This is a genomic window from Neorhizobium sp. PAMB6630 (assembly GCF_058242775.1).
Map to the genome: position 1 here is coordinate 1,457,461 of NZ_CM177836.1, position 24,695 is coordinate 1,482,155.

The window sequence follows — 24,695 nt, forward strand, 5'->3', positions numbered from 1 at the left end:
GCGGCGTCAATGGCGATGCTTCCGAATGTCGCTGAGGGGCGCCTCGCGGACGCTGAAAGGGAGTGCGAATGGGTTTTACGGGCCGACGGAGGCCACCCAGTTGCGCCAGTTCTTTTCCGTGCCGGCAAAAACGTTGATATCAGTGTCGCCCTTGATGCCGGGAACGATGCCGGTGGAGGTGTATTGCCAGAAGGCCCATTTGCGCGCCTCGTAGATCTTGGCGGGATGTGCTGCCACGGAGCGGACCCAGAAATGATAGTCCTGGAACGCGCCGACCAGATTGTCGCGGTGGAAATCGACCGATGTGTAGATGATCGGGCGCTTGCCGTAATAGGCTTCCAGCCGGTCCATGAAGCGCTTCATCTCCGCCCGCACGGTCTCCGGCGCCGGCCGGGTGGTGCAGGTTTTCGAGGTATGGTTCCATTCCACATCGACCACCGGCGGCAGGCTGCTGGCGGCCTTCGGCACATTGGCGATGAACCAGTCTGCCTGTTCATCGGCGCTCGAGCAGAAATAGTAGAAATGGTAGGGCGCGTGGGCAAGGCCCGCTGCTGCCGCATTGCGCCAGTTCGCCTCGAACGCCGGATCGACCCGGTCCTTGCCTTCGGTTGCCTTGATGAACACGAAGGAAACGCCACCGCGCTTGACGGTTGGCCAGTCGATGTCGCCATTCCACTTGGATACGTCTATGCCGTGGATCTCATGGCGATCCGGATGGTTCACGCCAAAATCCTGCGGGTCGCTGTCTTTAAATTTCGGCTTGGAGATCGATGCCGTCGACATGAAATCATAACTTGTCGAGGTGCAGCCGGTGGCAAGGGCGGCTGTCGCAAGAAGGGCAAAGATGAGCCGAGGCATGGCGCTTCCGTGATGACCGAGGGGACGGATCGCTTGTCGGCCACGCCGAATCATCGGGCGCAAACAAGGATGCGAAACGACCTGATAACCATGTCGGCGTAAATATTCCCTTACGCACCAACGATTTGCCCGCAGCGTTTCAGACGCGCGGCAACATCATCATGCGCTAAGAAATTCGTGAAATCAAGCGCTTGGGATCTCTCAGCTGCGGCGACGGACGATCGCATGCCAGGCGTAACCACGGCCCGTTGTCTCGAACATCATGTCGGCATCGAACTGCTCAAGGCGGGCCTCGATCGCTTCGGCAAGGTCTGCGCGCGGCGTCACATGAAATCGCGACAGCCAGGCCTGCAGCGATGCGCGAAACCAGACGGGCAGGTTTTCCTGCTGGCCGAAATCGACGATGTGCAGCGAACCGCCGGGCTTCAGCGCACCAAGGGCTGCCGTCAGCGCGCCCTGCCAGTCGGGGATCATCGACAGCGCATAGGAAATGAGGATGCGGTCGAAACCATCCGTGCCGAAATCGGCGGGCGAAAACGTCGTCGCATCCGCCACCTTCAGCATCGGCTCTGCCGCCTTGCCGCGGAAATTGGCGCGGGTGGTGGCGAGCATTTCGCTGGAGATATCGAGGCCATAAAGACGCGCGCGGGGATAGATGCGGTGGGCGAGCAGAAGGTTGCGGCCCGTGCCGCAGCCCACTTCCAGAAGCGTGCCATCCTTCGGCACCGCAAGGTCACGGATCGCCCGGTCGCGGCCGAGAAGGTAATATTTGCGCGTCAGGTCATAGATATGGCGCTGGTAGCGATACATCCGGTCCATGCGGGCGGCATGATCGGATGTCGGCCCTGTTCTTGTCCCTGGTCCTGTCCCGCCCAGCGCCGTCATGCCGCTTTCTCATAGATGTGGAAGCCGCCATAGATGGCCGAGCGGTCCTGAAGGTTCAGTTCCCCGGAGCGGGCTTCGAGATAATGCCACTGGTCGCGCAGCGCCGGCGAAAGGCGCCCCTCGATGATGCTCTTTTCGGCCGCCGTGCGGAAGATGACGCGGGCGCCCGGCGCGGCGGTGCGGCTGATCTCGGCCCAGAGATCGTTGAGCTGGCGGTCGTTCATCCAGTCCTGCGCGTCCAGAAGCACATAGCGATCCACCGTGCCGGCGGCCTTTTGCGACAGAAGGTCGGTGAAGGTTTCATGATGCACGGCAACGCGCGACACGTTGTTGCGGATGGTGCGGTAGTTTTCGGCCTTCAGATAGGTCGGCAGGGAGCCCTCGTGCGGCAGCGCATAGCGGCGGGCAAAGGCCTGCCAGGCGAAATAGTTGTCGCGCAGCGGAAAATGGCAGGCAAGCTTTTCCAGCCGCTGGCGCAGCACCGGCGCAATCGAGCCATCCGGCGCAAGGCTTGCCAGCTCGTCATATTGCTGCGGCGGAATGCCAAGGCCGAACAGCGAGCTTTTGGCGCTCGTCAGCCAGCGAATCAACGGCTTGTCGAAGAGGGGCGCGATGCGGGTATCGAAGAACTGCCTCTGTTCGCGAAGCGACCCCATGGCCGCCATTTCGGTGAGGTTTACGCCATGCATCCGCGCCAAAAGGTGGCCGGCAGCGATAAAGCGGCCGAGCAGGCCGGTGCGGTAGATATTACGTTCGAAAACGGAAATGCGCCGCCGCCCGGTGAGGCTGCGTTTCTGCCAGTAGGCGCGCGTTTTGTCATCCAGCTTCGGGGCGATGAACAGATCGAAGGCGCGCCCGTTGGTGCCGGCGTTTTCCGTGGCAAGAAGGCGCACCACGTCGGCATGCGAGGGAAGGGCGGCAAAGGCTTGAAGCTTCAGGCGGTTGAGCGCGATATGGTGCGGATTGAGATCCACCACGTCGATGGAGCGCGGCGAGCGGGAGAGGTAAGCCAGCATATTGCAGCCGCCGGAGCCGATGGTGACGATGCTGTGGCCCTCAGACAGCGCCATGCCCGCCATGTCGACATCCGGATCCTCCCAGATCTGCGGATAGACAAGGCCGGAAAACAACAGGCCGAACAGGCGTTCGGAAAGCCCGCTCTTTGACAATGCCTTGTGCTGCAGCAGTGCAGTCTTCAGCTTTCCATTCTTCAGAAATCCGGCTTCCGGTGCAATCTCGGCCATGCTCTATTCCCGTTGCCTCGTCATGAGTGTCAAACGGCTGTAGCCGCTTGCTGCTACAGTTTCATGACGTGTCCTCATGCCGCCGCACTTGGGCACCAGGCTTGACATCTGGCGGTGCGCTGGAGGCGGCATGCCGCCGCCGCCAACAGGAACGATCTGATGCGCCTTGTGCTTCGTCTTGCAAAACTTTCCCTCGTCTTTCTCGCGTTGTTGCTGGTTGCCGGCTTCGTCTGGCTTCAAGCCTCGCCGCCCACTCTGTTGCGGGTGGGAAGCGGTTATGCGGCAAAGATCGTCTGCTCGAACGTGTTTCTGGCGGGGCGCGAGCCGGCAGAGGTGCTGTCTGAGGATGTGCAGGCGCCCGGTAATCCGCTGCTGCGGCTGATGCGGGTGAATGTCGAGCGAGATGCGGGCCTTGTCCATGCAGCACTTGTCGGCGGCATCGCGCCGGTGACGGCGATGTACCGTAGAGGGCTCGGGTGCAGCGTGCTGGCGGATGGCGCAAAGCCTGAAAGCCTTGTCGCCGTCAATCTGGCAGCTGATGCGCGCGAATCGGCGGCGGAGCCCCAAGCTCTCTGGCCGATAGGTGAGACGGTGACGCCGCGCCCGGATATTTCGGAGATCCTGTCGCGCGATGACCTGACGGGGCCGGGTATGCGGGCCGTGGTGGTGGTGAAGGACGGCCGTATCGTCGCAGAGCGCTACGGCAAGGGTTTCGATGCGAAGACGCCTCTCCTTGGCTGGTCGATGACGAAGACGGTGAATGCCGCCCTCATCGCCACGCTGGTGCGCGATGGGCGCATGGCGCTCGACGAAAACAACCTGTTTCCCGCATGGAAGGGCGACGCGCGCGCAAATATCACCGTTGCGCAACTGCTCGGCATGGAAAGCGGTCTTGCCTTCAACGAGGACTATGGCACCGTGGCGGATGTCACGCGCATGCTGTTTCTGGAGCCGGATATGGCCGGCTTTGCCGCAAGCCTGCCGCTTGCCGCGAAACCCGGCACGGAGTTCAACTATTCCTCCGGTACGGCCGTGCTTCTGTCGCGCATCTGGATGGACCGACTGGGCAATGCTGAACAGGCGCTGGCCTATCCGCGCAAGGCGCTGTTTGAGCCGCTGGGGATGGGGAGCGCGGTGTTTGAACCGGACGAGTCGGGAACCTTTGCCGGCAGTTCCTACTTGTATGCGACGGCGCGTGACTGGGCACGCTTCGGGCTTCTTCTGGCAGACAAAGGTGTCTGGCAGGGCCGCACCATCCTGCCGGCGGATCTGGTCGAGGATATGTGGCGTGCGAACGCGACATCCGGCGGGCGTTATTCCCGCATGCAGACATGGCTTGCATCTCGGAGGGCGGGGGAGGGGGCTGCTGTGCCGAACGACCAGTTTGCGCTGCAAGGCCATGACGGTCAGAGCGTCACAGTCATTCCTTCAAAACGGCTGGTGGTGGTGCGTCTCGGCCTGTCTCCGGCGTCAACAGGATATCGCCCGGGCGCGCTGGTTCAGGCATTGCAGGAGGCGCTGTAACGGTCACGCCGTCTGCAGCCTATTTCAGGACGTAGAGCATGTCCTTGCGCTTGGCATCGTAATAATAGCCACGGGCATAAAGGCCGATTGCGTCATCCGGCTCGTTATCGGCCACCAGCCAGGCGCCACGCAGGTATTTGATGGCGTATTTCAGATTGGTCTCGGCATCGAGCAGGCCTTCCGGCGTGCCGCCATATCCCATCGACTTTGCCGTGGAATACTTGATCTGCATGAGGCCGAAATAACCGCGCTTGTTGTAAGCCTTCGGGTCGTAGCGGCTTTCGCGATGCACGACGCGGTGGACGAGAGATTCCGGCACGCCATACATGCCGGCATAACGCTTGATCAGCTTGTTCAGCGTCGGCGTGCTGGCCTCTGCCGTTTCCGGCACGGGAGCACCGGGCGCCGGCGGGAAGAAATCGTTGGAGACCGAAGACAGTGGCTGGGCAGGCGATGCATAAGCCAGCATCGAAGAGGTGCTGGACGAGGCAGGGCGCGGACGCGGCGTCGGAATGGCGGCGTAGCCTTCCGAGACGTCGGCGGGAATGCCGAGATGTTTTTCCTCGGGCTTTTGTGTCGAGCGCAAGGAGGCGGTCTGGAGATCAGGCGAGATATCCTGACGCGACCTGGAAAGCGGGGATGCCGCAACCGGGGCCGTCATGGTGTTGGCTGTCGTGGTGGCCACATTAATGGCTTCCATGGCGCCCGTTGTCTGCATCGATGTGGGAGCCACGGCGAGCGCCGGCGTCACCACGGGCATTTCTGAGGCCTGCGCGAGGGCGGCGCGCACCGCATCGTTTTGCGCGGCGATGGCCGATTGGCCGGTCGGAAGCGCCACGGCGTGAACCCGGCCACCTTTTTCAGCAACGGTCATGACCGAGCCGGCCGGTGCCTCCACAGGCCCGCCGGTCGCAGCCGCCGCTGCAGCGGCAATGGAAATGCGCCCGGTCTTGGTTGCCGGCTGTTGTCCTGCTGTTTGCTCAGCGGCAGGTGCCCCCGCCGAAGCGACGTCCGCAGACTGTTCGGTGGTGTCAGCTGCCTTGTTGGAAGCCGTTTCCACGCTCGAGCAGCCGGAAACAGCCCCGCAAATCGCAAACGCCACAACCGCGTTGCAACCGAAAATTCGGGTTATCGCCATGGTCTCACTTTCACGAAGATGATTGTCCCAGCCTGCAAGTGCCCCTCAAATCTAAAGATTTCTTAACTTATCCGAACGCCTGCGGCAAGCCCGAGGATTTTATGCAGCAATTCGACGGTAACCGGCGCTGACGGCGCGGCGCGCGATGAAGCGCGTGCGCGGGGTGGCGGAGGCCGCGTTCTTCAGGCTTACAAGCCGCATCTTGCGGATGCTGCGCCCGGCAAACAGCACCTGCAACAGACCAGATGCGATGGCTGCCATGGCAAAACCCGCAGCGGCCTGAAGCGCCAGCCGTTCCGTTGTCCCCGACGAATCAGCCAGATGAACCAGAAGTGCGGCAAAGGCGATGGCAAGGCCCGGGCGCACCTGGGCGATAAGGCAACGGCCCATGCCACGCACAAGAGATTTCTCGCGAAGGTTGTCGTTATCGGCGGCGCGCTGGCGAATGCCCTGCTGCAGGCCCTTGCCGACATAAAGAGCAAGATAGGCAAAGGCTGCCCAGCCAAGCGTTTCATGCATGCTGCGCAGCGACACCGAGAGCCAGAGGAAGATCGCAAATCCTGCCGCAAACGACAGGAAGGAACCGGCAGCCTGGGCCGGAACAAGCGCCATTGCCCGCGGTTTGCCGCGAGCAATGGTATAGGCCGCCAGAAAACGGCTGGATGCCGAAGGCAGATATAGCGTCAGCAGGCAGAGCACTGAAAATATCAGGATCGCCTCGATGCTCATGTCGTCTCCTCCGCATCAATCTCCACACAAGACCGGTCTTTCCTCGCGGGCCGGCCACGGTTTCGATCACGCCGCCCGGAAAGGCTGCCCGATGAAGTTCATGACGTCACCGAACCAGGGGGTGGAGAGATCGAAATGCTTGCCACCCTTGATACGCGGGAATTCGATCGTGCGCAATTTCCCATTCTGGTCTTCGTCATGACCCGTCACGCCGGATATGCCGTTCAGCGCGCTTTCGACGGCCAGATCCACCATGCCCTGGATGAGGCGCAGGTCCTGCTGGTTTGCCGGTGCCGAGCGGGCGTAATAGCCGGATTTCTGTACCATTGAGCGTTCCGCATGCAGAAGCGAGGCAAAATGCGTCTGGAACCAGTTGCCGACATTGATCGTGTCGATCTTCACGTGACCAAACGCATCGCGCTTGACCTTTTCGCCGGAGGCTTCGCGCTCGGCAACGATGGTTTCCAGGCCTGCGCCTTCCGAGACGAACAGCGTCACGAAGCCGCAGGTATCCATGATGCCGCGCAGACGCTCGGCTTCCGCTTCCAGGTCGAAGGCCATCTCGGGTAGGTAGAGCCCGTCGATGTTCTTCATCTGGGTGTTCATCATGAAGCCTTCGACATATTCATTGTTGCACGTGTCCTGGATGTAGGCGCGCGCGGTGGCCGCCGTCAGCCAGCCGCAGTGGCGGCCCATCACCTCATGGATGACCAGCGTGCGCGGGGCCGCACTCTGCTCGTTGCTGACATGGTCGAAGAAATGCGCGCCGACTTCGGCCGCCGTCCAGGCACCGAGCGATTGGCGGATGGGCACCACGTCATTGTCCACCGTCTTCGGCAGGCCAACGACGGTCAAGTCATAACCGTTTTCAGCGAGATAGGCGGCAAGGTCGGCGGCCGTCGTATTGGTATCGTCGCCGCCGATCGTGTGGAGAATGGTCACGCCATCGGCTGCCAGCCGGTCGGCGGCAACCTTCAGCGGGTTCTCGCCTTCCTTGACCAGGCCGCGCTTGACGCAGTCGGCGGCATTGGTGAGCTTCACCCGGCTGTTGCCGATCGGCGAGCCGCCATATCGGTGAAGAAGATGGGCACCCTCGCGCATGGTCTGGTTGATCTCGATTCGATCTCCCAGCAGCACGCCCTGATAGCCGGAACGGTAGGCGACAAGCTCCAGTTCAGGGGCGATGTCGCTATAACGCTCGATCAAACCGCCCACTGCCGATGACAGGCATGGAGCAAGCCCCCCTGCTGTCAGCATTGCCACTTTCTGCTTGGCCATCGAACCTCCTTGGCGCCGTTGCGCCTTGCCATGAACTGGCAAAGGGATGCGACAGAGCTTTGCGGCTGTAAAGTGAATTTCTCAAGAAAATCCGGCATTTCGCCGCTTTTCTGGAACGCTTGCGGATTTAATCGGTTCAAATATGAGATGAGGAACAGGGGCGCTGCCGGCGCCGTTCCACGTCACCCGGATTGCGGCCGGTAGATGTGCCGGACTGCGACGTTTTGGCTTCTTGCTGAACCGGGCGCAAACCAATCCCGTAAGGGTGAACAAAGTTTAACCCGACCTTCGCCGGCTTGCGCTTGCCAAGGGTTCCAGAATTTGGTCAGGTGCAGCATGATTTTAGATTTTGCATGCCTTCAACTGACGAACTTGTGGGAGCGACTGCTGGGCAGTGTCGGCGACGCCGCCCACAATGCGCTGTCGCGCGTCGTGGAGGCCATCCGTACACTGTTCGAAGGCGATCCGGAAACCCGTCGCAAGGTGTCCTTCTCCGTTGCCATCATTGCGCTGTCTGCCAAGATGGCAAAGGCCGATGGCGCCGTGGTTGCCTCCGAAGTGGAGGCATTTCGCCAGATTTTTGATTTTCCGGAAGAGGAAGCGCGAAACGTCGCGCGCCTCTACAATCTCGCGCGCCAGGATGTCGCCGGTTACGAGGCCTACGCCGAAAAGCTTGCGGGCCTTTGCGGATCCGGCGAGCAAAACTGCCAGATGCTGGAAAACGTCGTCGACGGCCTCTTTCACATCGCCAAGGCAGACGGCATGGTGCATGAGAAGGAGCTGGATTTCCTGGCCCGCATCGCCGAAATCTTCCACATCGACGAGGATCACTTCCGCCGCATTCTCGCTCGCCACGTGGAAGTCGATGGCGGCAACCCCTACCTTATCCTCGGCGTGTCGCCGGAGGATGATTTTGCCGAGATCCGCAAGCGTTATCGCCGGCTGGTGTCCGAACATCATCCCGACAAGCTGATTGCGCGCGGCGTGCCCGAAGCGCTGCATGCGGCCGCCAACGAGCGCATGGCAGCCCTGAACGCTGCCTATGCGGCGATTGCCAGGGAACGCAAGGCCGCATGAAACTGGTGCCCGATTTCGAAGGCGCAAGGGTCGATCCCTCGCCCAACCATGGCGAACGCGTCGGTGGTATCGCGCCCGACATGATCATCCTGCATTACACCGGCATGGCTGATCACGGGCAGGCGGTGTCGTGGCTCAAAAATATCGAAAGCCAGGTCTCCAGCCATTATTTCGTCTGGCCGGATGGTCGCGTGGTGCAGATGGTGCCGGAAGCGCGCCGCGCCTGGCATGCCGGCAAGAGCGTCTGGGCCGGCGAGACGGATATTAATTCCCGCTCCATCGGCATTGAGATCGCCAATGCCGGCCATCCCGGCGGCCTGCCGGCCTATCCCGACGAACAGATCGAAGCTGTGATTGCGCTCTGCCGCGATTGTGCTGCCCGCTGGTCAATCCGCCCGGAACGGGTGCTTGGCCACTCAGACGTCGCGCCGAAGCGCAAGGTCGATCCCGGCGAGAACTTTTCCTGGGAAAGGCTTTTCCGTGGCGGCATCGGCCATTGGGTCGAGCCGAGCCCGATCCGCAGCGGCCGGTTTTTCCAGCGCGGTGAAAGCGGCCAGCCGGTGGAGGCGCTGCAGGGCATGCTGGCGCTCTACGGTTACGGCATCGAGATCACCGGCGAGTTCTGCGAAAAGACCGAAGGGGTGGTCGAGGCCTTCCAGCGGCATTTCCGTCAGGAAAGGGTCGATGGCATTGCCGACATGTCGACCATCGAGACGCTGCACCGGCTGCTGTCGCACCTGCCGCGTTACGGCGCTTCCGCCTGATCCTTTCGGGCGGTCTCCGGCCCGCTGCACAAGGTCTGTTTCTGCTGCGACCGTTTCGCCTCTTTAAACCGGCGCGCAAACCGCTATCAGTGCGCCACGGATTTTTAAGCAACAGGGCAGGCGAGAGGCGATCATGACGCCGGACTTCAAATACATCATCATCGGCCGGGGCATGATGGGGGCAGCAGCCGCTCGCCACCTGACGCAGTGGACAGACGGCGTGGCGCTGATCGGCCCGGATGAGCCGGCGGATGCCAAAAACCATCCGGGCGTCTTCGGCAGTCATTATGACGAGGCGCGAATCACCCGTACCATCGATTCGAACCCGGTCTGGGCGCGCCTCGCCAACCGCTCCATCGCCCGTTACGGCGAAATTGAACGCGACAGCGGTATCCGCTTTTATCACGGCGTTGGTTGCCTCATGGTCGGGCCGGACCCGGCGAGCGGTCATTCCTATATCAACGGCATCCTGACGGCCGCCGAAACGCTCGGCGTCGAAACCGCCTCGATGGACGATACAGCCCTTGCCGAGCATTTTCCCTATTTCGGTTTCGAGCCGGCCTGCCACGGGGTGTTCGAGGCTGCAAACGCCGGTTATGTGAACCCGCGCGCGCTCGTCTCTGCGCAGTCGCTGCTGGCCGAACGCCAGGGTGCGCGGAAAATCGCCGAGACGGTGGTGTCTGTGCGCGAGGAGGGCGGGCTTGCCGTGGTGTTGACCGCGGAAGGCAAGACCTACCGCGCCGAAAAGGCGCTGGTGGCCGCCGGTGGTTTTTCCATCGCGGAAAATCTCATGGCGCGTCCTGTCAATATGGCGGTTTATGCCCGCACGGTCACTTTCTTCGAGATCCCCGACGAGGAACTGCCGCAGTTTGCCGGCATGCCCTCCCTGATCTACGAGCCGCGCGACAGCCGCAACCACATCTATATGCTGCCGCCGGTGCGTTATCCCGATGGCAAGACCTACCTGAAGATCGGCGGCGATCCCGACGACATTCTGCTCACGCGCGATGAAGATATGCGCGCCTGGTTCCGCTCCGGCGGGCGCTATAGCGTGCGCGATCATCATGCCGGCATCATCGAAACACTGGTGCCCGGCATCGACGCCACACGCATCTCGACGGGCGCCTGCGTCGTTTCGAAGACGCCGGGCGGCTATCCCGCCATCGGTTATACGGAGAGCCCGGCAATTGCCGTTCTGACCGGCGGCTGCGGGGCGGCCGCCAAAAGTTCCGATGAGATCGGCCGGCTGGGTGCCGAACTGCTCCACAGGGGCCGGATCGAGGATGAGGTCTATGGCGTCTCCTTCGCACCGGATTTTGCCTGAGTAGCTTTCGTCTTTCCGGTGGCATTCGGCTTTCAAACCGTCTAAGGAGCCCCTGCCAGTTGGCCGGGCAGCCGCGCTTTACCAATGCCGAAAGGCGGTAGGGTGAGGAAAGTCCGGGCTCCACGGAAATACGGTGCCGGATAACGTCCGGCGGGGGTGACCCTAGGGAAAGTGCCACAGAAAGGAAACCGCCCCGCCTGCTGTTGTGCTCTGGTTTGAGCACAAGAGCTGGCGGGGTAAGGGTGAAAGGGTGGGGTAAGAGCCCACCGCGGGACTGGCAACAGGACCGGCATGGTAAACCCCACCGGGAGCAAAACCGAATAGGGATGACGCGGGTGCCTTGGCACTACAGCCTGTTTCCGGGCCAGTCATCCGGGTGGGTTGCGTGAGGCGGCGTGTAAACGCCGTCCCAGATGAATGGCTGCCACGTTCCGGTGCTTGCACCGGGGCCATACAGAACCCGGCTTACAGGCCAACTGGCGATTTCATTTTTAATCCGTTGCGACCGGAGGGCGGTTTCGCTCTCCGGTGCTTCGGCATGTGCTTCTGGTTGCGCTAACGCTGCGGTGCGGTAAAACCTTAAATATCGTTAGGGTTGTGCTCCGCATACTGACAGGCACTCGGGTTTTTGCAAATGTTGTCGTGATGGCAACGACTTAACCGGCTTTGCCCGTCCTCTCCCGGCCGTGTTTGCGGCGGTCTCTGGGAAGTTCTCGCTAACCCTTTGTTAAACTTAACAGGTTATAAATAATTCAGGTTGCCACGGTCCGGTGTGGCGGCTTCCCATTGACGCCCATATGGTCCCATGTTATCCCAACTCCACACTGCGAGCGGGCAGATAGGTGCCCTTTCATCGGACAGTTTCGGAGCGCTCCCGCAAGGGGGAACCGGACGGAATGTGTTCCGTCTGAACGGCTCGGTTGTGTCCGGTGGCTTGCGTAATGTGGGGTGTAATTTCGCTCTGCTAATAAATGGGGCGGGTGTTTGGCGTTATGAACCGCTTCTTGTCCAATGCGACGAACAGGATCGATGCGAAGGGGCGGGTTTCCGTGCCTGCGCCGTTTCGAGCCGTGCTCGCGCAGCGGGATATCCAGGAGCTTTATTGTCTCCAGGATCTTGTGTTTCCGGCGGTGAGCGTCGGCGGTCCGGATTTGCTCGAGCGGTACGAGCGCCAGATCGCCCAGGCGGACCCGTTCTCGCCGGAGGCCAATGCGATGTCGCTGCTGGTTCACGGCGGCGGCGTCTATATGCGGCTCGATGCGGAAGGCCGGCTGATGGTCACGGATTTTATTCGCGACTTCACCGGCGTGACGACGGAAGTAACCTTCGTCGGCCGCTCGGATCATTTTCAGCTTTGGCAGCCGCAGGCGTTCCACGAGGCGCAGGCGGCGGCAAGAGCGGGGCGGGCCACGTTTGCGGCGCGTCCTGCATAAGACAGGGGATCGGAATGGCGGCTAATCCTGGCGACGGAATTTCCGAGGCCGATGGCGGACCGATGCGCCACATTCCGGTAATGCTGGGAGAAGTGCTATCGGCACTTGCTCCGGCCCCCGGCAAGACTATTCTCGATGGTACCTTCGGGGCCGGCGGTTACACCCGCGCAATCCTGTCCACCGGTGCCGATGTCGTCGCCCTCGACCGCGATCCCAATGCCATTGCAGCCGGGCAGGGCATGGTCACGGAATTTGATGGCCGCCTGACGCTGCACGCAACCCGTTTTTCACGCCTTGCCGACCACGCGCCCGAAGAGGGGCTCGATGGCGTCGTGCTCGATATCGGCGTTTCCTCCATGCAGATCGATGAGGCCGAGCGCGGATTTTCCTTCCAGCGCAACGGCCCGCTCGATATGCGCATGTCCTCGTCGGGTGTCTCAGCGGCTGATGTCGTCAACCGGGCAAAACCCGGCGATCTCGCCCGCATCTTCGGTTTTCTGGGGGAAGAAAAGCAGGCCGGGCGCATTTCGCGCGCCATTGAAAAGCGCCGTGCGTCCGAGCTTTTCGTTACCACGCGTGACCTTGCCAACCTCATCGAGACCGTCAATCCGCGCAAGGCCAAGGACAAGATCCACCCGGCCACCCGCGTTTTCCAGGCGCTGCGTATCTTCGTGAACGACGAGTTGGGCGAACTTGCGCGCGCGCTGTTTGCCGCCGAACGGGCGCTGAAGCCCGGCGGTCGTCTCGTCATCGTCAGCTTCCATTCGCTGGAAGACCGTATCGTCAAGCGTTTCCTCGCTGACCGTTCCGGCCGCGCCACCGGCTCGCGCCACATGCCGATGGTCGAGGAAAAGGCTGCCGTGTTCGAGCCGATCGGCAAGGGCATGCAGTCTGCGACAGAAGCCGAGGCCGAGATCAATCCGCGCGCCCGCTCCGCCAAGCTGCGTGCCGCGTTCCGCACGGCCGCTCCGCCCGCAGCAGCCGACCTTTCCATCTTCGACCTGCCTGACCTTGCCAGCCTCGACAAGTTGGGAGCCTGACCATGTTGCGAAGCTTCGACCTGATCCTGATCGGCGTGATGACGGCAACCGCCGTCGTCACCTACAGCATCAAGCACCGCGCCGAACTGAAGCTGGAGGAGGTCCATCGCATCGAGACGGAAATCCGGCTTGAGCGCGACACGATCGATCTTCTGAAGGCCGACTGGGCGCTGCTGACGCAGCCGAACCGCCTGCACCGGCTGACCGCCGTCTATCAGTCGGAACTCGATCTTGTGCCCACCGAATCGACGCAGCTTGCCATGCCCAAGGAACTGCCGATGCCGAAATCGCAGCTGCCGCAGCCGGAAACCACCATCGAGCAGCTGATTGCCGGCAATGATCCGGCGGTTGCCGCCGCCATTGCGGGTGTCGACAAGGCAAAGGCCTCCAAGCCAGAGCCGCACATTCCCGTGCCCCTGCCGCGCGGGGCCTCTTCCGTCGATGTCATTTCAACCGGATCGGTGAGGCGCTGATGTCCTTCCTCTCCCGTGTCATGGTGCTCAAGAGCCGGGCCCATTTTTCCGCCGGTGCCCGTGGCGTCAATTTTTCGCAGCGCGGCCCAAGCTTTGAGGGCGTGCGCAAGCGGCGCAACGGCCAGACCCGCACCCGCGTCGGCATCATCATTGGCGGTTTCGCCATCATGTACTGCGTGATTGGCGGCAAACTCATCTATTACGGCACGATGCAGCCCGAGGCGACGTCGAGCATCATGCCGGCCGACCGGCTGATGGCCTCGCGCCCGGACCTTTTGGACCGCAACGGCGAAGTGTTGGCGACCGACATCCGCACGGTCTCGCTGTTTGCCGAGCCGCACAAGATCGTTGATCCCGACGAGGTGATCGAAAAGCTGCGCACCGTTCTGCCGGATATCGACAGCCGCCAGATCTACAACAAGCTGTCGTCCAAATCGCGCTTCCAGTGGCTGCGCCGCCAGTTGACGCCGAAGCAGCAGAGCCAGATCCTGGCACTCGGCATTCCCGGCATCGGCTTTCGCCCGGAAAAGCGCCGGTTTTATCCGGGTGGCCCGACGGCCGCCCATATCGTCGGTTACGTCAATATCGACAACCGTGGCGTGGCCGGCATGGAGCGTTATGTCGACAGCCAGGGTCTTGCCGATCTTGCCGCCGTTGGCATGACCAGCAGCCAGCCACTTGAGCCCGTGCATCTGTCCATCGACGTGCGCGTGCAGGCGATCCTGCGCGAAGTGCTGATGTCGAACATCACCAAGTTCAAGGCCAAGGGCGCCGGCGGCGTGGTGCTCGATGCCAACACAGGCGAAGTGCTGGCGATGGCGTCCGCCCCCGATTTCGATCCGAACGATCCGGCCGGCGGCAGCGAAGACGGTTGGCTGAACCGCATGTCGAACGGCACATTCGAGATGGGCTCGACCTTCAAGTCGTTTACGCTCGCCATGGCGCTCGACAGCGGCAAGGCCTCGATCAACGACATGTTCGATGCCCGTTATCCGATCCGCATCGGCGGCTACACGATCAAGGACTTTCACGGCCAGAGCCGCATGCTGAGCGTGCCGGAAATCTTCCAGTATTCTTCCAATATCGGCACGGCCAAGATGGCCGATCTCGTGGGTATCGACGGTCACAAGGCCTTTCTGACCAAGATGGGACTTCTCACCAAGATGCAGACGGAACTGCCGGAAGTGGCCATGCCCAGCCAGCCGCGCGAGTGGAAGAAGATCAACTCCATCACGATCTCCTTCGGCCACGGTGTGGCAACAACGCCGCTGCAGACAGCGGTTGCCGGTGCAGCCCTTGTTAATGGCGGGCGCCTGATCGAGCCGACCTTCCTGCCGCGCACGCGTGAGCAGGCGGACGAGGTGGCAAAGGCCGTCATTCGACCGCAGACCAGCGAGAACATGCGTTACCTGTTCCGCTGGAACGGCGTCAAAGGCTCGGGCAAGAACGCGCTCGTCGATGGTTTCAGCGTCGGCGGCAAGACGGGCACGGCCGACAAGGTCATCAATGGTCGTTACAACCACGACCACAACTTCAACGCCTTCCTGGCGGCCTTTCCGATCGACAAGCCACAATATGTCGTGCTGACCTTCATCGACGATCCGCGCAGCGAAACCGACCGTGCCGTGCTCGCCGGTAACAGCGCAGCACCGATGGTGAAGGAAATCATCCGCCGTTCCGCCGCAATTCTCGGTGTAAAACCGCTTTTCGGGGAAGATGGGTCAGCCACTCTGGTGTCCTATTAGGCCATAATGACTGCACCCGACGATTCGCAGCCCAGAGTTTGGGTTGCAGCTGAGAGAGGGTACCGATGAATTTGAGACAGCTCTCCGGCGGGGAATTTCCGGAGATTTCAGACGTGCTCGCCGGACCGGTGGGCGATGTGGAAATTTCGGGTCTTACCGCCGATAGCCGCAAGGTTTTGCCGGGCACGCTGTTTGTGGCGATTGCCGGAAACAAGGCCGATGGCGCAGGCTTTATCGCAGATGCTGTGTCCCGCGGCGCGTCTGCTGTCGTGTCCGGCCAGCCTGTTGCGGCCGATGTTCCCGTCATCGTGGTTTCGAACGCGCGCCGCTTTCTGGCGCTGGCCGCAGCACGGCTATACGGGCCGCAGCCGCAGACCATGGTGGCCGTGACCGGCACGGCCGGCAAGACCTCCGTTGCCTCCTTTACCCGCCAGATTTGGGCCCATGCCGGCCTTGCCGCTGCCCAGATCGGCACGACCGGCGTGATTTCGCCCACCCGCAACGAATACGGATCGCTGACGACGCCGGACCCGGTGGCGCTGCACCAGTTGCTGGCCGAACTCTCCGGCGAGGGTGTGACCCACGCGGCGATGGAAGCCTCCAGCCACGGTCTCGACCAGTATCGCCTTGACGGTGTCCAGCTTGTTGCTGCCGGCTTTACCAATCTCGGCCGCGATCACATGGATTATCATCCGACGATCGAGGACTACATGGCCGCCAAGATGCGGCTGTTTGCCGATCTCCTGCCGAAGGGCAGTCCGGCCGTGATCTTTGCCGACGACCCCTGGTCCGCCGAAGCCATTCGCGTGGCAACTGAAGCCGGCCATGATGTGCGCACTGTCGGCCGCGCCGGCAATTTCATCACGTTGAAGCGTGTCGAGCATTTCCGCCACAGGCAGATGGCCGAAGTGCATGTCGGCGGCGCCATCTTCGAAGTGGATATCCCCCTTGCCGGCGATTTCCAGATCGCCAATGCGCTGGTCTCCGCAGGCCTTGCCATCTCCACAGGCGTTGCGCCAAAACTTGCGATGGCAGCACTTGAAAAGCTCGTGGGCGCGTCGGGCCGGTTGGAACTGGTCGGGCAGGCAAAGAATGGCGCGTTGGCCTATGTCGATTATGCCCATAAGCCGGATGCGCTCGCCAATGTGCTCGCCTCCGTGCGGCCCTTCACCACCGGCCGCGTCATTGTCGTGTTCGGCTGCGGCGGCGACCGCGACAAGGGCAAGCGGCCGATCATGGGCGAGATCGCAACGCGCCTTGCCGATGTTGTCATCGTCACTGACGACAATCCACGCTCGGAAGTGCCGGCCACGATCCGGGCCGAAATCATGGCCGCAGCGCCGGGGGCGACCGAAATTGCCGACCGCGCTGACGCGATCCGCCATGCCGTTGCCGAGCTTCGCGCCGGCGATACGCTGATCGTGGCCGGCAAGGGACATGAGGAGGGCCAGACGATCGGCACGACGGTTCTGCCGTTCTCCGATCACGTCGAGACCCGCAAGGCACTGGAGGAGACGCAAGCTTGACCTGGCTCTGGGATACCGCGGATATGATGGCTGCCATGGGTGGCCGACCGTTTGGCTCGCCCCCCTCGGGCATTACAGGCATTTCCATCGACAGCCGCTCGATCACGCCGGGCGAAGCCTTCTTCGCCATCAAGGGCGACCGGGTGGATGGCCATGATTTTGCAACGATTGCAGTGGCAAATGGCGCGTCGCTGATCGTCGTCAGCGAGGCAAAACTGCCCGCCATGGGCAGGCTCACCATTCCGATGATCGTCGTCGAGGATGTGCTGGCAGCCCTTGGCAAGCTGGCCGTTGCCGCGCGTGCCCGCAGCCGGGCGCAGATCGTTGCCGTTACCGGCTCCGTCGGCAAGACCACGACCAAGGAAATGCTGCGCAATGTTCTGGCCCCCTCCGGCAAGGTGCATGCAGCCGTTGCTTCCTTCAACAATCACTGGGGCGTGCCGCTGACGCTCGCCCGCATGCCTGTTGATGCCGATTTCGGCGTCTTTGAAATCGGCATGAACCATCCGGATGAAATCCGTCCGCTTGTGAAGATGGTGCGCCCGCATGTGGCCGTCATCACCACCATTGCGGCGGCCCATCTTGGCCACTTCAAGAGCCTTGAGGAAATCGCCGCTGCGAAGGCCGAGATCTTCGAGGGGATCGAGCCGAACGGCGTGGCGCTGATCAACCGCGACACCAGACAATACCCGTTTCTGGAGCAGAGGGCGCTGGAGGTCGGGGTTCAGAACATGCTGACCTTCGGCCAGCACGCCAAGGCGGATTTCCGCCTCGCCGATTTTGAGGGCACGGCGGAAGGCTCGACCATCTGGGCCGTGATCAACGGCGAGACGATTGAGGTGCATCTTGGCGCGCCCGGCCGTCATATCGCTGAAAATGCCATGGCGGCACTCGGCGTCGTTGCGCTGTTCGGGGCCGACATGGACGCAGCAAAGGCCGCCCTTGCAGGCCTTCGTGCCGTCAAGGGCCGCGGTGAGCGTCACCAGCTGGCGATCGGCGGGGACTATCTCACGCTGATCGACGAAAGCTATAACGCCAATCCGGCGTCCATGCGGGCCGCCTTTGCGCTTCTTTCGCAAAGCGTGCCGCACGGCGCCGGTCGGCGTATCGCAGTGCTCGGCGATATGCTGGAAATGGGCGAGTTTTCCGCCCGCGTTCATGAGGATCTCGCCGGTTCGCTGCTGTCGGCCGGCATCGAGCATGTCTGGCTGTCGGGCGCGGAAATGGTGGCGCTGCGTGACGCGCTCCCCGACACCGTTCATGTCGAATACCATGCGACGACTGCCGAACTGTCCTATTTCGTCGTGGGCCACGTGATGCCGGGCGATGTGCTGATGGTGAAATCCTCCCTCGGCCTCGGCTTTGGCAAGATCGTCTCCGCACTTATTGACAACTACCCGGCATTGCCCGACACGGAGCGCCAACTTTGACCGGCATCAAGAAAGACACATCATGCTGATCTGGCTCGTCGAGCTTGCGGGCACCTTCCAGGTGTTCAACCTGTTTCGCTACATCACCTTCCGCACGGGTGCGGCGATGTTCACCTCGGCATTGATTGTCTTCATGTTCGGGCCGCAGATCATTGCCTCGCTGCGCATCCGCCAGGGCAAGGGCCAGCCGATCCGCGCCGATGGGCCGCAGACCCATTTCAAGAAAGCGGGAACGCCGACCATGGGCGGGCTGATGATTCTGGCCGGCATTGTCGGCGGATCGCTGCTCTGGGCGGATCTCTCCAACGTCTATGTGGTGGCAACCCTGCTCGTCACGCTCGGCTTCGGCGCCATCGGTTTTTACGATGACTATCTTAAAGTGACCAAGCAGACCGACAAGGGCTTTTCCGGCAAGGCCCGTCTTGGCATCGAGTTCCTGATCGCCGGCATCGCGGTCTATTTCATGATGCGCGTTGCCGTGGCCAACAGCCCGCCCGGCTCGGTGCTTGGCACCTCCATCGCCTTTCCGTTCTTCAAGGAGCTTGTGGTCAATCTCGGCCTGTTCTTCGTGCTGTTCGGCGGCTTCGTCATCGTCGCCGCCGGCAATGCCGTGAACCTGACCGATGGTCTCGATGGTCTGGCCATTGTGCCTGTCATGATTGCGGCGGCCTCCTTCGGCTGCATCGCCTATCTCGCCGGCAATGCGGTGTTTGCCAATTACCTGCAGATCAACTTCGTGCCCGGCACCGGCGAACTCGCCGTCATTCTCGGCGCCGTCATCGGGGCAGGGCTCGGCTTCCTCTGGTTCAACGCGCCGCCGGCCGCCATCTTCATGGGCGATACCGGTTCGCTGGCGCTGGGCGGCCTCATCGGCTCGGTCGCGGTTGCCACCAAACACGAGATCGTCATGGCGATTATCTGCGGCCTTTTTGTCATGGAAACGCTGTCGGTCATCATCCAGGTCGGTTTCTTCAAGCTGACCGGCCGTCGCGTGTTCCTTATGGCGCCAATCCACCACCATTTCGAAAAGCTCGGCTGGACGGAAAGCCAGGTGGTCATTCGTTTCTGGATTATCGCCGTCGGGCTTGCCATGCTCGGCCTCTCCACGCTGAAGCTGCGGTGAGATCATGATCCCCGTCACCACCTTTGCCGGCAAAAAGGTCGCTCTTTTCGGGCTCGGCGGTTCAGGCCTTGCCACCGCAAAGGCGCTTCAGGCCGGTGGCGCCGAGGTGACGGCCTACGATGACAATCCTGATAGCGTAACCAAGGCCTCTGAAGCCGGCCTTCTGACGGCAGACCTGCGCACCATCGACTGGGCAGCGCAGGAAGCCCTGGTGCTTGCTCCCGGCGTGCCGCTCACCCATCCAAAACCGCATTGGTCGGTGGATCTGGCCCGCACCGCTGGCGTCGAGATCATCGGTGATATCGAGCTTTTCGTGCGCGAGCGTCGGGCCCATGCGCCCGATTGCCCGTTTATCGCCATTACCGGCACCAACGGCAAATCCACTACGACGGCGCTGATTGCCCACATTCTCACCCAAAGCGGCCGCGACACGCAGCTCGGCGGCAATATCGGCACAGCCATCCTGACGCTCGATCCGCCGAAGGCTGGGCGTTTTTATGTGGTGGAGTGCTCCTCCTACCAGATCGACCTGGCGCCGACGATCAATCCGAGCGCCGGCATCCTTCTCAATTTGACGCCCGATCACCTCGACCGCCACGGCACCATGCAGCATTATGCCGACGTTAAGGAGCGGCTGGTGGCGGGCAGCGATACCGCGATCGTCGGCATCGACGACAGCCATTCGGCGCTGATTGCCGACCGGGTGGAGCGGGCAGGCGTGAGCGTGCAGCGCATATCGCGGCGCAGTGCCGTCGCCCATGGTATCTATGCCGAGGGTGCGCGGCTGATCGCGGCTGAAACCGGTGCTCTCCACGAGATTGCCGATCTCTCCGCCATCGATACGCTGAAGGGCAGCCACAACGCCCAGAACGCGGCCGCCGCCATTGCTGCCTGCCGCGCCGTTGGCGTGTCGGAAGAGGAGATCCGGGCCGGCCTTGAAAGCTTCCCCGGCCTGAAACACCGCATGCAGCCGGTGGCCCGGCGCGGGCAGGTGGTGTTCGTCAATGATTCCAAGGCCACCAATGCGGAAGCCGCCGCACCGGCGCTCTCCAGCTACGCCCGCATTTTCTGGATTGCCGGCGGCCTGCCGAAGGCCGGCGGCATCGCAAGCCTCGCGCCACTTTTTCCGCATATCGTGAAGGCTTACCTGATCGGCGAAGCGGCGGCAGAATTTGCCGCAACACTCGGCGAGGCCGTTCCTTACGAGATTTCCGGCACGCTGGACCGGGCCGTCGCCCATGCAGCAAAGGACGCCGCAGACGATAACGGCGCGTCTGCCGTCATGCTGTCGCCGGCCTGCGCCAGTTTCGATCAGTTCAAGAATTTCGAGGTCCGGGGCGAAGCTTTTGTTTCCCTGGTCGCAGAACTCGACGGCGCAACGATGCTGGTCGAACCGGAAAAGGGGATGTGACATGGTAAGTCGTGCCGATCGCGGGGCGCTCGCAGACTGGTTCTGGACGATCGATCGCTTTTTCCTGGCGACCTTCGTGCTGCTGATGGGCCTTGGCTTTATGTTGTCCTTTGCCGCATCGCCGCCGGTTGCCGAGCGCATCGGCCTGCCGAGCTTCCACTTTGTTGAACGCCACGCGGTGTTCTTGCTGCCATCGCTTGCGGTGATGATCGGCCTGTCGTTCCTCACGCCCCGGCAGGTGCGCCGCACGGCAATCATCATTCTCGTCATCTCCATCGCGATGATGGTGCTGGCGCTGTTCTTCGGTGTGGAAATCAAGGGCGCCCGCCGCTGGTTCTCGCTCGGGCCGCTCTCCATCCAGCCTTCCGAATTCCTGAAGCCGTCCTTCGTTGTCGTCTGCGCCTGGCTGTTTGCCGAGCATGCGCGCCAGCCGGAAATTCCCGGCAACCTGTTTGCTATGATCCTCTTCGGCATCGTGGTGGCACTTCTTGTCGCACAGCCCGACCTTGGCCAGACCATTCTCACCAGCGCCGTTTGGGGCTCGATGTTCTTTATGGCGGGCATGCCGTGGCTGTGGATCGTGCTGCTCGGCGGCATGGGCGTCGGCGGGCTGTTTGCCGCCTACCATATCTTTCCCCACGTCGCCGGCCGTATCGACCGCTTCATGACCGGTGAGGGCGATACATTCCAGGTGGATACGGCGCGCGAAGCCATCATCCGTGGCAACTGGTTCGGCCAGGGGCCGGGCGAGGGCATCGTCAAGCGCATCCTGCCGGACAGCCATACGGACTTTATCTTTTCGGTGGCAGCCGAAGAGTTCGGCATCATCTTCTGCATGGTTCTGGTGGCGATCTTTGCCTTCATCGTCATCCGCGGCCTCAGCCACGCCTATCGCGAGCGCAACGACTTCAACCGCTTTGCCGTGGCCGGCCTCGTGCTGCAGATCGGCATCCAGTCGATGATTAATATCGGCGTGAACCTCGAGCTGATGCCCGCCAAGGGCATGACGCTGCCGCTTATCTCCTACGGCGGCTCCTCGATGATCGCCATCTGCGTCACCGCCGGCTTCATTCTGGCGCTCACGCGCCATCGCCCGGAAAAACGGGCCCAGGAACGCAGCCTGTTTCGTGTTTCGAACGGCGTTCCCGCGGAGTAGACCATCATGACCAAAGGTATCATTCTGCTTGCCGCCGGGGGAACCGGCGGCCATCTGTTTCCGGCCGAAGCGCTGGGGCATGAACTGCGCGCCCGCGGCTACAGCGTCCATCTTGTAACCGACAGCCGGGCCGAGCGTTTTGCCGGCACGTTTCCGGCTGACGAGATCCATGTGGTGCCGTCCGCCACCTTCGCCTCCAAGAACCCGATTGCCATGGCAAAGGCGCTGCTGACGCTCTGGAAGGGTCTTCGCGCCGCCCGCCGGCTGATGACGCGGCTGAAGCCGCTCGCCGTCGTCGGTTTTGGCGGTTACCCCACCGTGCCGCCGCTTCTGGCCTCCACCGGCCTTGGCATTCCCTCCATGGTGCATGAGCAGAATGCCGTGATGGGGCGCGCCAACAAGGCGCTGGCCGCGCGCGTTGTCGCCATTGCCGGCGGATTCCTGCCGCAAGGCGAGGGCCCCCATGCGGCAAAGATTGTCACGACCGGCAACCCGGTTCGCCCGGCCGTGCTGGCGGCAGCCGCCACACCCTATGTGCCATCCGTTGGCAATGACCCGTTCCGGCTGGTTGTGTTCGGCGGAAGCCAGGGTGCAAAATTCTTCTCCGGCGCGATCCCGACGGCCCTTGCCCTGTTGCCGGAAGACTTGCGCGCACGCATCGTGCTCACCCAGCAGGCCCGGCCGGAAGACCGGGCGCAGGTGGACCAGTGCATGGCAAAGCTGGAGATGGATGCCGACGTCTCGCCCTTCTTTGGCGATATGGCTGATCGCATCGGTGCGGCTCATCTCGTCATCAGCCGGTCCGGCGCCTCTACTGTTTCGGAAATCTCGGTCATCGGACGCCCGGCGATCCTTGTACCCTATCCGTATGCGCTCGACCATGATCAGGCGGCCAATGCCGCAGCGCTCGTCAAGGCCGGCGGCGCCGAGGTTGTGCCGCAGGCGGAACTTTCGCCGGAAAAGCTGTCGGGCCTGATTGCCGCTGCGATGCGTGAGCCGGAGCGGATGGCCGGGATGGCAGAGGCCGCGCGCCGTTCGAGCCGTCCGGATGCGGCGGCCTTGCTCGCCGATCTGGTTGTGGCTATTGCCGACAAACAGGATATTTCGAAATTCAAAGGAGTTCGCCCATGAAAATGCCAAAGGCCATCGGCCTGGTCCATTTCATCGGCATCGGTGGCATCGGCATGAGCGGCATTGCCGAGGTGCTGCACAATCTCGGCCATCGTGTTCAGGGGTCTGACCAGTCGGACGGCGCCAATGTGCAGCGCCTGCGCGACAAGGGCATTCCGGTTTTCGTCGGCCACCAGGCCGATAATCTCGGCGATGCGGAAGTGGTGGTGGTCTCCACCGCCATCAAGAAGAACAACCCGGAACTGATTGCGGCTCGGGAAAAGTCGCTGCCGATCGTGCGCCGTGCCGAAATGCTCGCCGAACTCATGCGCTTCCGCAATGCGATTGCCATCGGCGGCACGCATGGCAAGACCACGACCACTTCGATGGTGGCAGCGCTTCTCGAAGCCGGCTCTCTCGATCCCACTGTCATCAACGGCGGCATCATCAATGCTTACGGCACCAATGCCCGCATGGGCGAGGGCGAGTGGATGGTGGTGGAGGCCGACGAATCGGACGGTACCTTCCTGAAACTGCCGGCCGACGTTGCCGTCGTTACCAATATCGACCCGGAACATCTTGACCATTACGGCAGCTTCGATGCCGTCCGCGCCGCCTTCCGGCAGTTCGTCGAGAACGTGCCTTTCTACGGCTTTGGTGTTCTCTGCCTCGATCACCCGGAAGTGCAGACGCTGGTCGGCAAGATCGAGGATCGCAAGATCGTCACGTATGGCGAAAACCTGCAGGCGGATGCGCGCTTTTCCAATGTCCGCACGGAAGGCACCAAGTCGATCTTCGACGTGGAAATCCGCCGTCGCCGCACCGGCCGGGTGTTTTCCTTCAAGGACCTGACGCTGCCGATGCCGGGTCGCCACAACATTTCCAATGCGACGGCCGCCATTGCCGTCGCCAACCGGCTCGGCATTTCAGAGGCCGATATCCGCAAGGGGCTTGCGGCGTTTTCCGGCGTCAAGCGCCGTTTCACGCTGACTGGCACCTGGAATGGTGTTTCGGTCTTTGATGATTACGGCCACCATCCGGTGGAAATCAAGGCGGTGCTGAAGGCGGCGCGCGAAAGCTGCCAGGGGCGAATCATCGCCGTTCACCAGCCGCATCGCTACAGCCGGTTGGCGAGCCTGTTTGAGGATTTCGTCACCTGCTTTAACGATGCCGACAGCATTTTGCTGGCGCCTGTTTATGCCGCGGGCGAAGATCCGATCGACGGCGTCAACTCGGAAGCGCTGGTTTCGCGCATCCGCGCCGGTGGTCACCGCGATGCCCGTTATCTTTCCTCCCCGGATGCGCTCGCCGGCATCATCGCCGGCATTGCAAAGCCGGGTGATTTCGTGGTTCTTCTTGGGGCTGGCAATATCACGCAGTGGGCGGCGGCCTTGCCACGAGAATTAGAAAGTATTTCGGGATAGTCT

General features: G+C 62.2%; 21 protein-coding genes and 1 other RNA gene. 16 read left to right on the forward strand and 6 right to left on the reverse strand.

Annotated elements, in window-relative coordinates; genetic code table 11:
• Positions 1 to 75: 75 nt before the first annotated feature.
• The 3 genes from AC4CWF_RS06920 to AC4CWF_RS06930 form a co-directional block, all read right to left on the reverse strand.
• The gene (locus tag AC4CWF_RS06920) at positions 76 to 858 is read right to left on the reverse strand and encodes a glycoside hydrolase family 25 protein (protein ID WP_491284384.1); all 783 of its coding nucleotides are present in this window, start codon (positions 856 to 858) and stop codon (positions 76 to 78) included.
• Positions 859 to 1,059: 201 nt separating this feature from the next.
• Complete coding sequence (locus tag AC4CWF_RS06925) at positions 1,060 to 1,743, reverse strand: class I SAM-dependent methyltransferase (protein WP_491284385.1); 684 nt, start codon at positions 1,741 to 1,743, stop codon at positions 1,060 to 1,062.
• Positions 1,740 to 2,987: a BtaA family protein gene (locus AC4CWF_RS06930; RefSeq protein WP_491284386.1), complete on the reverse strand. Its 1,248-nt coding sequence runs from the start codon at positions 2,985 to 2,987 to the stop codon at positions 1,740 to 1,742. Before AC4CWF_RS06930 ends, AC4CWF_RS06925 begins: the two co-directional genes overlap by 4 nt.
• Before the next feature lie 159 nt (positions 2,988 to 3,146).
• On the opposite strand from AC4CWF_RS06930, the gene AC4CWF_RS06935 reads away from it, so the two are divergent.
• Positions 3,147 to 4,511 (forward strand): serine hydrolase domain-containing protein, encoded by a 1,365-nt coding sequence (locus tag AC4CWF_RS06935; protein WP_491284387.1) that lies wholly within the window; start codon positions 3,147 to 3,149, stop codon positions 4,509 to 4,511.
• A 19-nt stretch (positions 4,512 to 4,530) separates the two neighbouring features.
• Here AC4CWF_RS06935 and AC4CWF_RS06940 read toward each other — a convergent pair whose 3' ends face one another.
• The 3 genes from AC4CWF_RS06940 to AC4CWF_RS06950 form a co-directional block, all read right to left on the reverse strand.
• Positions 4,531 to 5,649: a transglycosylase SLT domain-containing protein gene (locus tag AC4CWF_RS06940; RefSeq protein ID WP_491284388.1), complete on the reverse strand. Its 1,119-nt coding sequence runs from the start codon at positions 5,647 to 5,649 to the stop codon at positions 4,531 to 4,533.
• A gap of 99 nt (positions 5,650 to 5,748) precedes the next feature.
• Entirely contained in the window at positions 5,749 to 6,378 is a 630-nt protein-coding gene (locus tag AC4CWF_RS06945) for a hypothetical protein (RefSeq protein WP_491284389.1), read from the reverse strand.
• 66 nt (positions 6,379 to 6,444) lie between these two features.
• Entirely contained in the window at positions 6,445 to 7,656 is a 1,212-nt protein-coding gene (locus tag AC4CWF_RS06950) for a pyrophosphate--fructose-6-phosphate 1-phosphotransferase (RefSeq protein ID WP_491284390.1), read from the reverse strand.
• 336 nt (positions 7,657 to 7,992) lie between these two features.
• On the opposite strand from AC4CWF_RS06950, the gene AC4CWF_RS06955 reads away from it, so the two are divergent.
• The 15 genes from AC4CWF_RS06955 to murC all read left to right on the forward strand — a co-directional run bounded on the left by AC4CWF_RS06955 (position 7,993) and on the right by murC (position 24,692).
• Entirely contained in the window at positions 7,993 to 8,733 is a 741-nt protein-coding gene (locus AC4CWF_RS06955) for a tellurite resistance TerB family protein (RefSeq protein WP_491284391.1), read from the forward strand.
• Positions 8,730 to 9,497 carry an N-acetylmuramoyl-L-alanine amidase gene (locus AC4CWF_RS06960; RefSeq protein WP_491284392.1) on the forward strand — a complete coding sequence of 256 codons (768 nt, stop codon included), beginning with the start codon at positions 8,730 to 8,732 and terminating at the stop codon, positions 9,495 to 9,497. Before AC4CWF_RS06955 ends, AC4CWF_RS06960 begins: the two co-directional genes overlap by 4 nt.
• Before the next feature lie 133 nt (positions 9,498 to 9,630).
• A complete protein-coding gene (locus tag AC4CWF_RS06965; RefSeq protein ID WP_491284393.1) occupies positions 9,631 to 10,821 on the forward strand; it encodes an NAD(P)/FAD-dependent oxidoreductase in 1,191 nt (396 codons plus the stop codon).
• Between the two features lie 55 nt (positions 10,822 to 10,876).
• Positions 10,877 to 11,305: RNase P RNA component class A (rnpB, locus tag AC4CWF_RS06970), an RNA gene on the forward strand.
• A gap of 508 nt (positions 11,306 to 11,813) precedes the next feature.
• Complete coding sequence (mraZ, locus tag AC4CWF_RS06975) at positions 11,814 to 12,254, forward strand: division/cell wall cluster transcriptional repressor MraZ (RefSeq protein ID WP_491284394.1); 441 nt, start codon at positions 11,814 to 11,816, stop codon at positions 12,252 to 12,254.
• 14 nt (positions 12,255 to 12,268) lie between these two features.
• Positions 12,269 to 13,294: a 16S rRNA (cytosine(1402)-N(4))-methyltransferase RsmH gene (gene rsmH / locus AC4CWF_RS06980; RefSeq protein WP_491284395.1), complete on the forward strand. Its 1,026-nt coding sequence runs from the start codon at positions 12,269 to 12,271 to the stop codon at positions 13,292 to 13,294.
• 2 nt (positions 13,295 to 13,296) lie between these two features.
• Positions 13,297 to 13,767, forward strand: coding sequence for a cell division protein FtsL (gene ftsL, locus AC4CWF_RS06985; protein WP_491284396.1), 471 nt, complete (start codon positions 13,297 to 13,299; stop codon positions 13,765 to 13,767).
• Positions 13,767 to 15,512, forward strand: a complete 1,746-nt coding sequence (locus tag AC4CWF_RS06990; protein WP_491284397.1) for a peptidoglycan D,D-transpeptidase FtsI family protein — start codon at positions 13,767 to 13,769, stop codon at positions 15,510 to 15,512. The genes ftsL and AC4CWF_RS06990 overlap by 1 nt, the downstream gene beginning before the upstream one ends.
• Before the next feature lie 65 nt (positions 15,513 to 15,577).
• Positions 15,578 to 17,038, forward strand: coding sequence for a UDP-N-acetylmuramoyl-L-alanyl-D-glutamate--2,6-diaminopimelate ligase (locus AC4CWF_RS06995; protein ID WP_491284398.1), 1,461 nt, complete (start codon positions 15,578 to 15,580; stop codon positions 17,036 to 17,038).
• Complete coding sequence (locus AC4CWF_RS07000) at positions 17,035 to 18,468, forward strand: UDP-N-acetylmuramoylalanyl-D-glutamyl-2,6-diaminopimelate--D-alanyl-D-alanine ligase (protein WP_491284399.1); 1,434 nt, start codon at positions 17,035 to 17,037, stop codon at positions 18,466 to 18,468. Before AC4CWF_RS06995 ends, AC4CWF_RS07000 begins: the two co-directional genes overlap by 4 nt.
• Positions 18,469 to 18,490: 22 nt before the next feature.
• A complete protein-coding gene (gene mraY / locus AC4CWF_RS07005) occupies positions 18,491 to 19,591 on the forward strand; it encodes a phospho-N-acetylmuramoyl-pentapeptide-transferase (protein WP_491284400.1) in 1,101 nt (366 codons plus the stop codon).
• Between the two features lie 4 nt (positions 19,592 to 19,595).
• Complete coding sequence (murD, locus tag AC4CWF_RS07010; protein ID WP_491284401.1) at positions 19,596 to 21,002, forward strand: UDP-N-acetylmuramoyl-L-alanine--D-glutamate ligase; 1,407 nt, start codon at positions 19,596 to 19,598, stop codon at positions 21,000 to 21,002.
• Between the two features lies 1 nt (position 21,003).
• Positions 21,004 to 22,158 carry a putative lipid II flippase FtsW gene (gene ftsW / locus AC4CWF_RS07015; protein WP_491284402.1) on the forward strand — a complete coding sequence of 385 codons (1,155 nt, stop codon included), beginning with the start codon at positions 21,004 to 21,006 and terminating at the stop codon, positions 22,156 to 22,158.
• Between the two features lie 6 nt (positions 22,159 to 22,164).
• Positions 22,165 to 23,289, forward strand: a complete 1,125-nt coding sequence (gene murG / locus AC4CWF_RS07020) for an undecaprenyldiphospho-muramoylpentapeptide beta-N-acetylglucosaminyltransferase (protein ID WP_491284403.1) — start codon at positions 22,165 to 22,167, stop codon at positions 23,287 to 23,289.
• On the forward strand, positions 23,286 to 24,692 hold the full coding sequence (gene murC / locus AC4CWF_RS07025; protein WP_491284404.1) for a UDP-N-acetylmuramate--L-alanine ligase: 1,407 nt from the start codon (positions 23,286 to 23,288) through the stop codon (positions 24,690 to 24,692). The genes murG and murC overlap by 4 nt, the downstream gene beginning before the upstream one ends.
• Positions 24,693 to 24,695: the final 3 nt, after the last annotated feature.

What these genes read in the sequence shown, in the direction of transcription:
- murG (WP_491284403.1), top strand. Translation starts at nt 22,165, where the DNA reads ATGACCAAAGGTATCATTCTGCTTGCCGCCGGGGGAACCGGCGGCCAT.
- AC4CWF_RS06935 (WP_491284387.1), top strand. Translation starts at nt 3,147, where the DNA reads ATGCGCCTTGTGCTTCGTCTTGCAAAACTTTCCCTCGTCTTTCTCGCG.
- AC4CWF_RS06940 (WP_491284388.1), bottom strand. Translation starts at nt 5,649, where the DNA reads ATGGCGATAACCCGAATTTTCGGTTGCAACGCGGTTGTGGCGTTTGCG.
- ftsW (WP_491284402.1), top strand. Translation starts at nt 21,004, where the DNA reads ATGGTAAGTCGTGCCGATCGCGGGGCGCTCGCAGACTGGTTCTGGACG.
- murC (WP_491284404.1), top strand. Translation starts at nt 23,286, where the DNA reads ATGAAAATGCCAAAGGCCATCGGCCTGGTCCATTTCATCGGCATCGGT.
- AC4CWF_RS06930 (WP_491284386.1), bottom strand. Translation starts at nt 2,987, where the DNA reads ATGGCCGAGATTGCACCGGAAGCCGGATTTCTGAAGAATGGAAAGCTG.
- AC4CWF_RS06950 (WP_491284390.1), bottom strand. Translation starts at nt 7,656, where the DNA reads ATGGCCAAGCAGAAAGTGGCAATGCTGACAGCAGGGGGGCTTGCTCCA.
- AC4CWF_RS06990 (WP_491284397.1), top strand. Translation starts at nt 13,767, where the DNA reads ATGTCCTTCCTCTCCCGTGTCATGGTGCTCAAGAGCCGGGCCCATTTT.
- ftsL (WP_491284396.1), top strand. Translation starts at nt 13,297, where the DNA reads ATGTTGCGAAGCTTCGACCTGATCCTGATCGGCGTGATGACGGCAACC.
- AC4CWF_RS06925 (WP_491284385.1), bottom strand. Translation starts at nt 1,743, where the DNA reads ATGACGGCGCTGGGCGGGACAGGACCAGGGACAAGAACAGGGCCGACA.
- AC4CWF_RS06965 (WP_491284393.1), top strand. Translation starts at nt 9,631, where the DNA reads ATGACGCCGGACTTCAAATACATCATCATCGGCCGGGGCATGATGGGG.
- mraZ (WP_491284394.1), top strand. Translation starts at nt 11,814, where the DNA reads ATGAACCGCTTCTTGTCCAATGCGACGAACAGGATCGATGCGAAGGGG.
- AC4CWF_RS06960 (WP_491284392.1), top strand. Translation starts at nt 8,730, where the DNA reads ATGAAACTGGTGCCCGATTTCGAAGGCGCAAGGGTCGATCCCTCGCCC.
- AC4CWF_RS06945 (WP_491284389.1), bottom strand. Translation starts at nt 6,378, where the DNA reads ATGAGCATCGAGGCGATCCTGATATTTTCAGTGCTCTGCCTGCTGACG.
- rsmH (WP_491284395.1), top strand. Translation starts at nt 12,269, where the DNA reads ATGGCGGCTAATCCTGGCGACGGAATTTCCGAGGCCGATGGCGGACCG.
- mraY (WP_491284400.1), top strand. Translation starts at nt 18,491, where the DNA reads ATGCTGATCTGGCTCGTCGAGCTTGCGGGCACCTTCCAGGTGTTCAAC.
- AC4CWF_RS06955 (WP_491284391.1), top strand. Translation starts at nt 7,993, where the DNA reads ATGATTTTAGATTTTGCATGCCTTCAACTGACGAACTTGTGGGAGCGA.
- AC4CWF_RS06920 (WP_491284384.1), bottom strand. Translation starts at nt 858, where the DNA reads ATGCCTCGGCTCATCTTTGCCCTTCTTGCGACAGCCGCCCTTGCCACC.
- murD (WP_491284401.1), top strand. Translation starts at nt 19,596, where the DNA reads ATGATCCCCGTCACCACCTTTGCCGGCAAAAAGGTCGCTCTTTTCGGG.
- AC4CWF_RS06995 (WP_491284398.1), top strand. Translation starts at nt 15,578, where the DNA reads ATGAATTTGAGACAGCTCTCCGGCGGGGAATTTCCGGAGATTTCAGAC.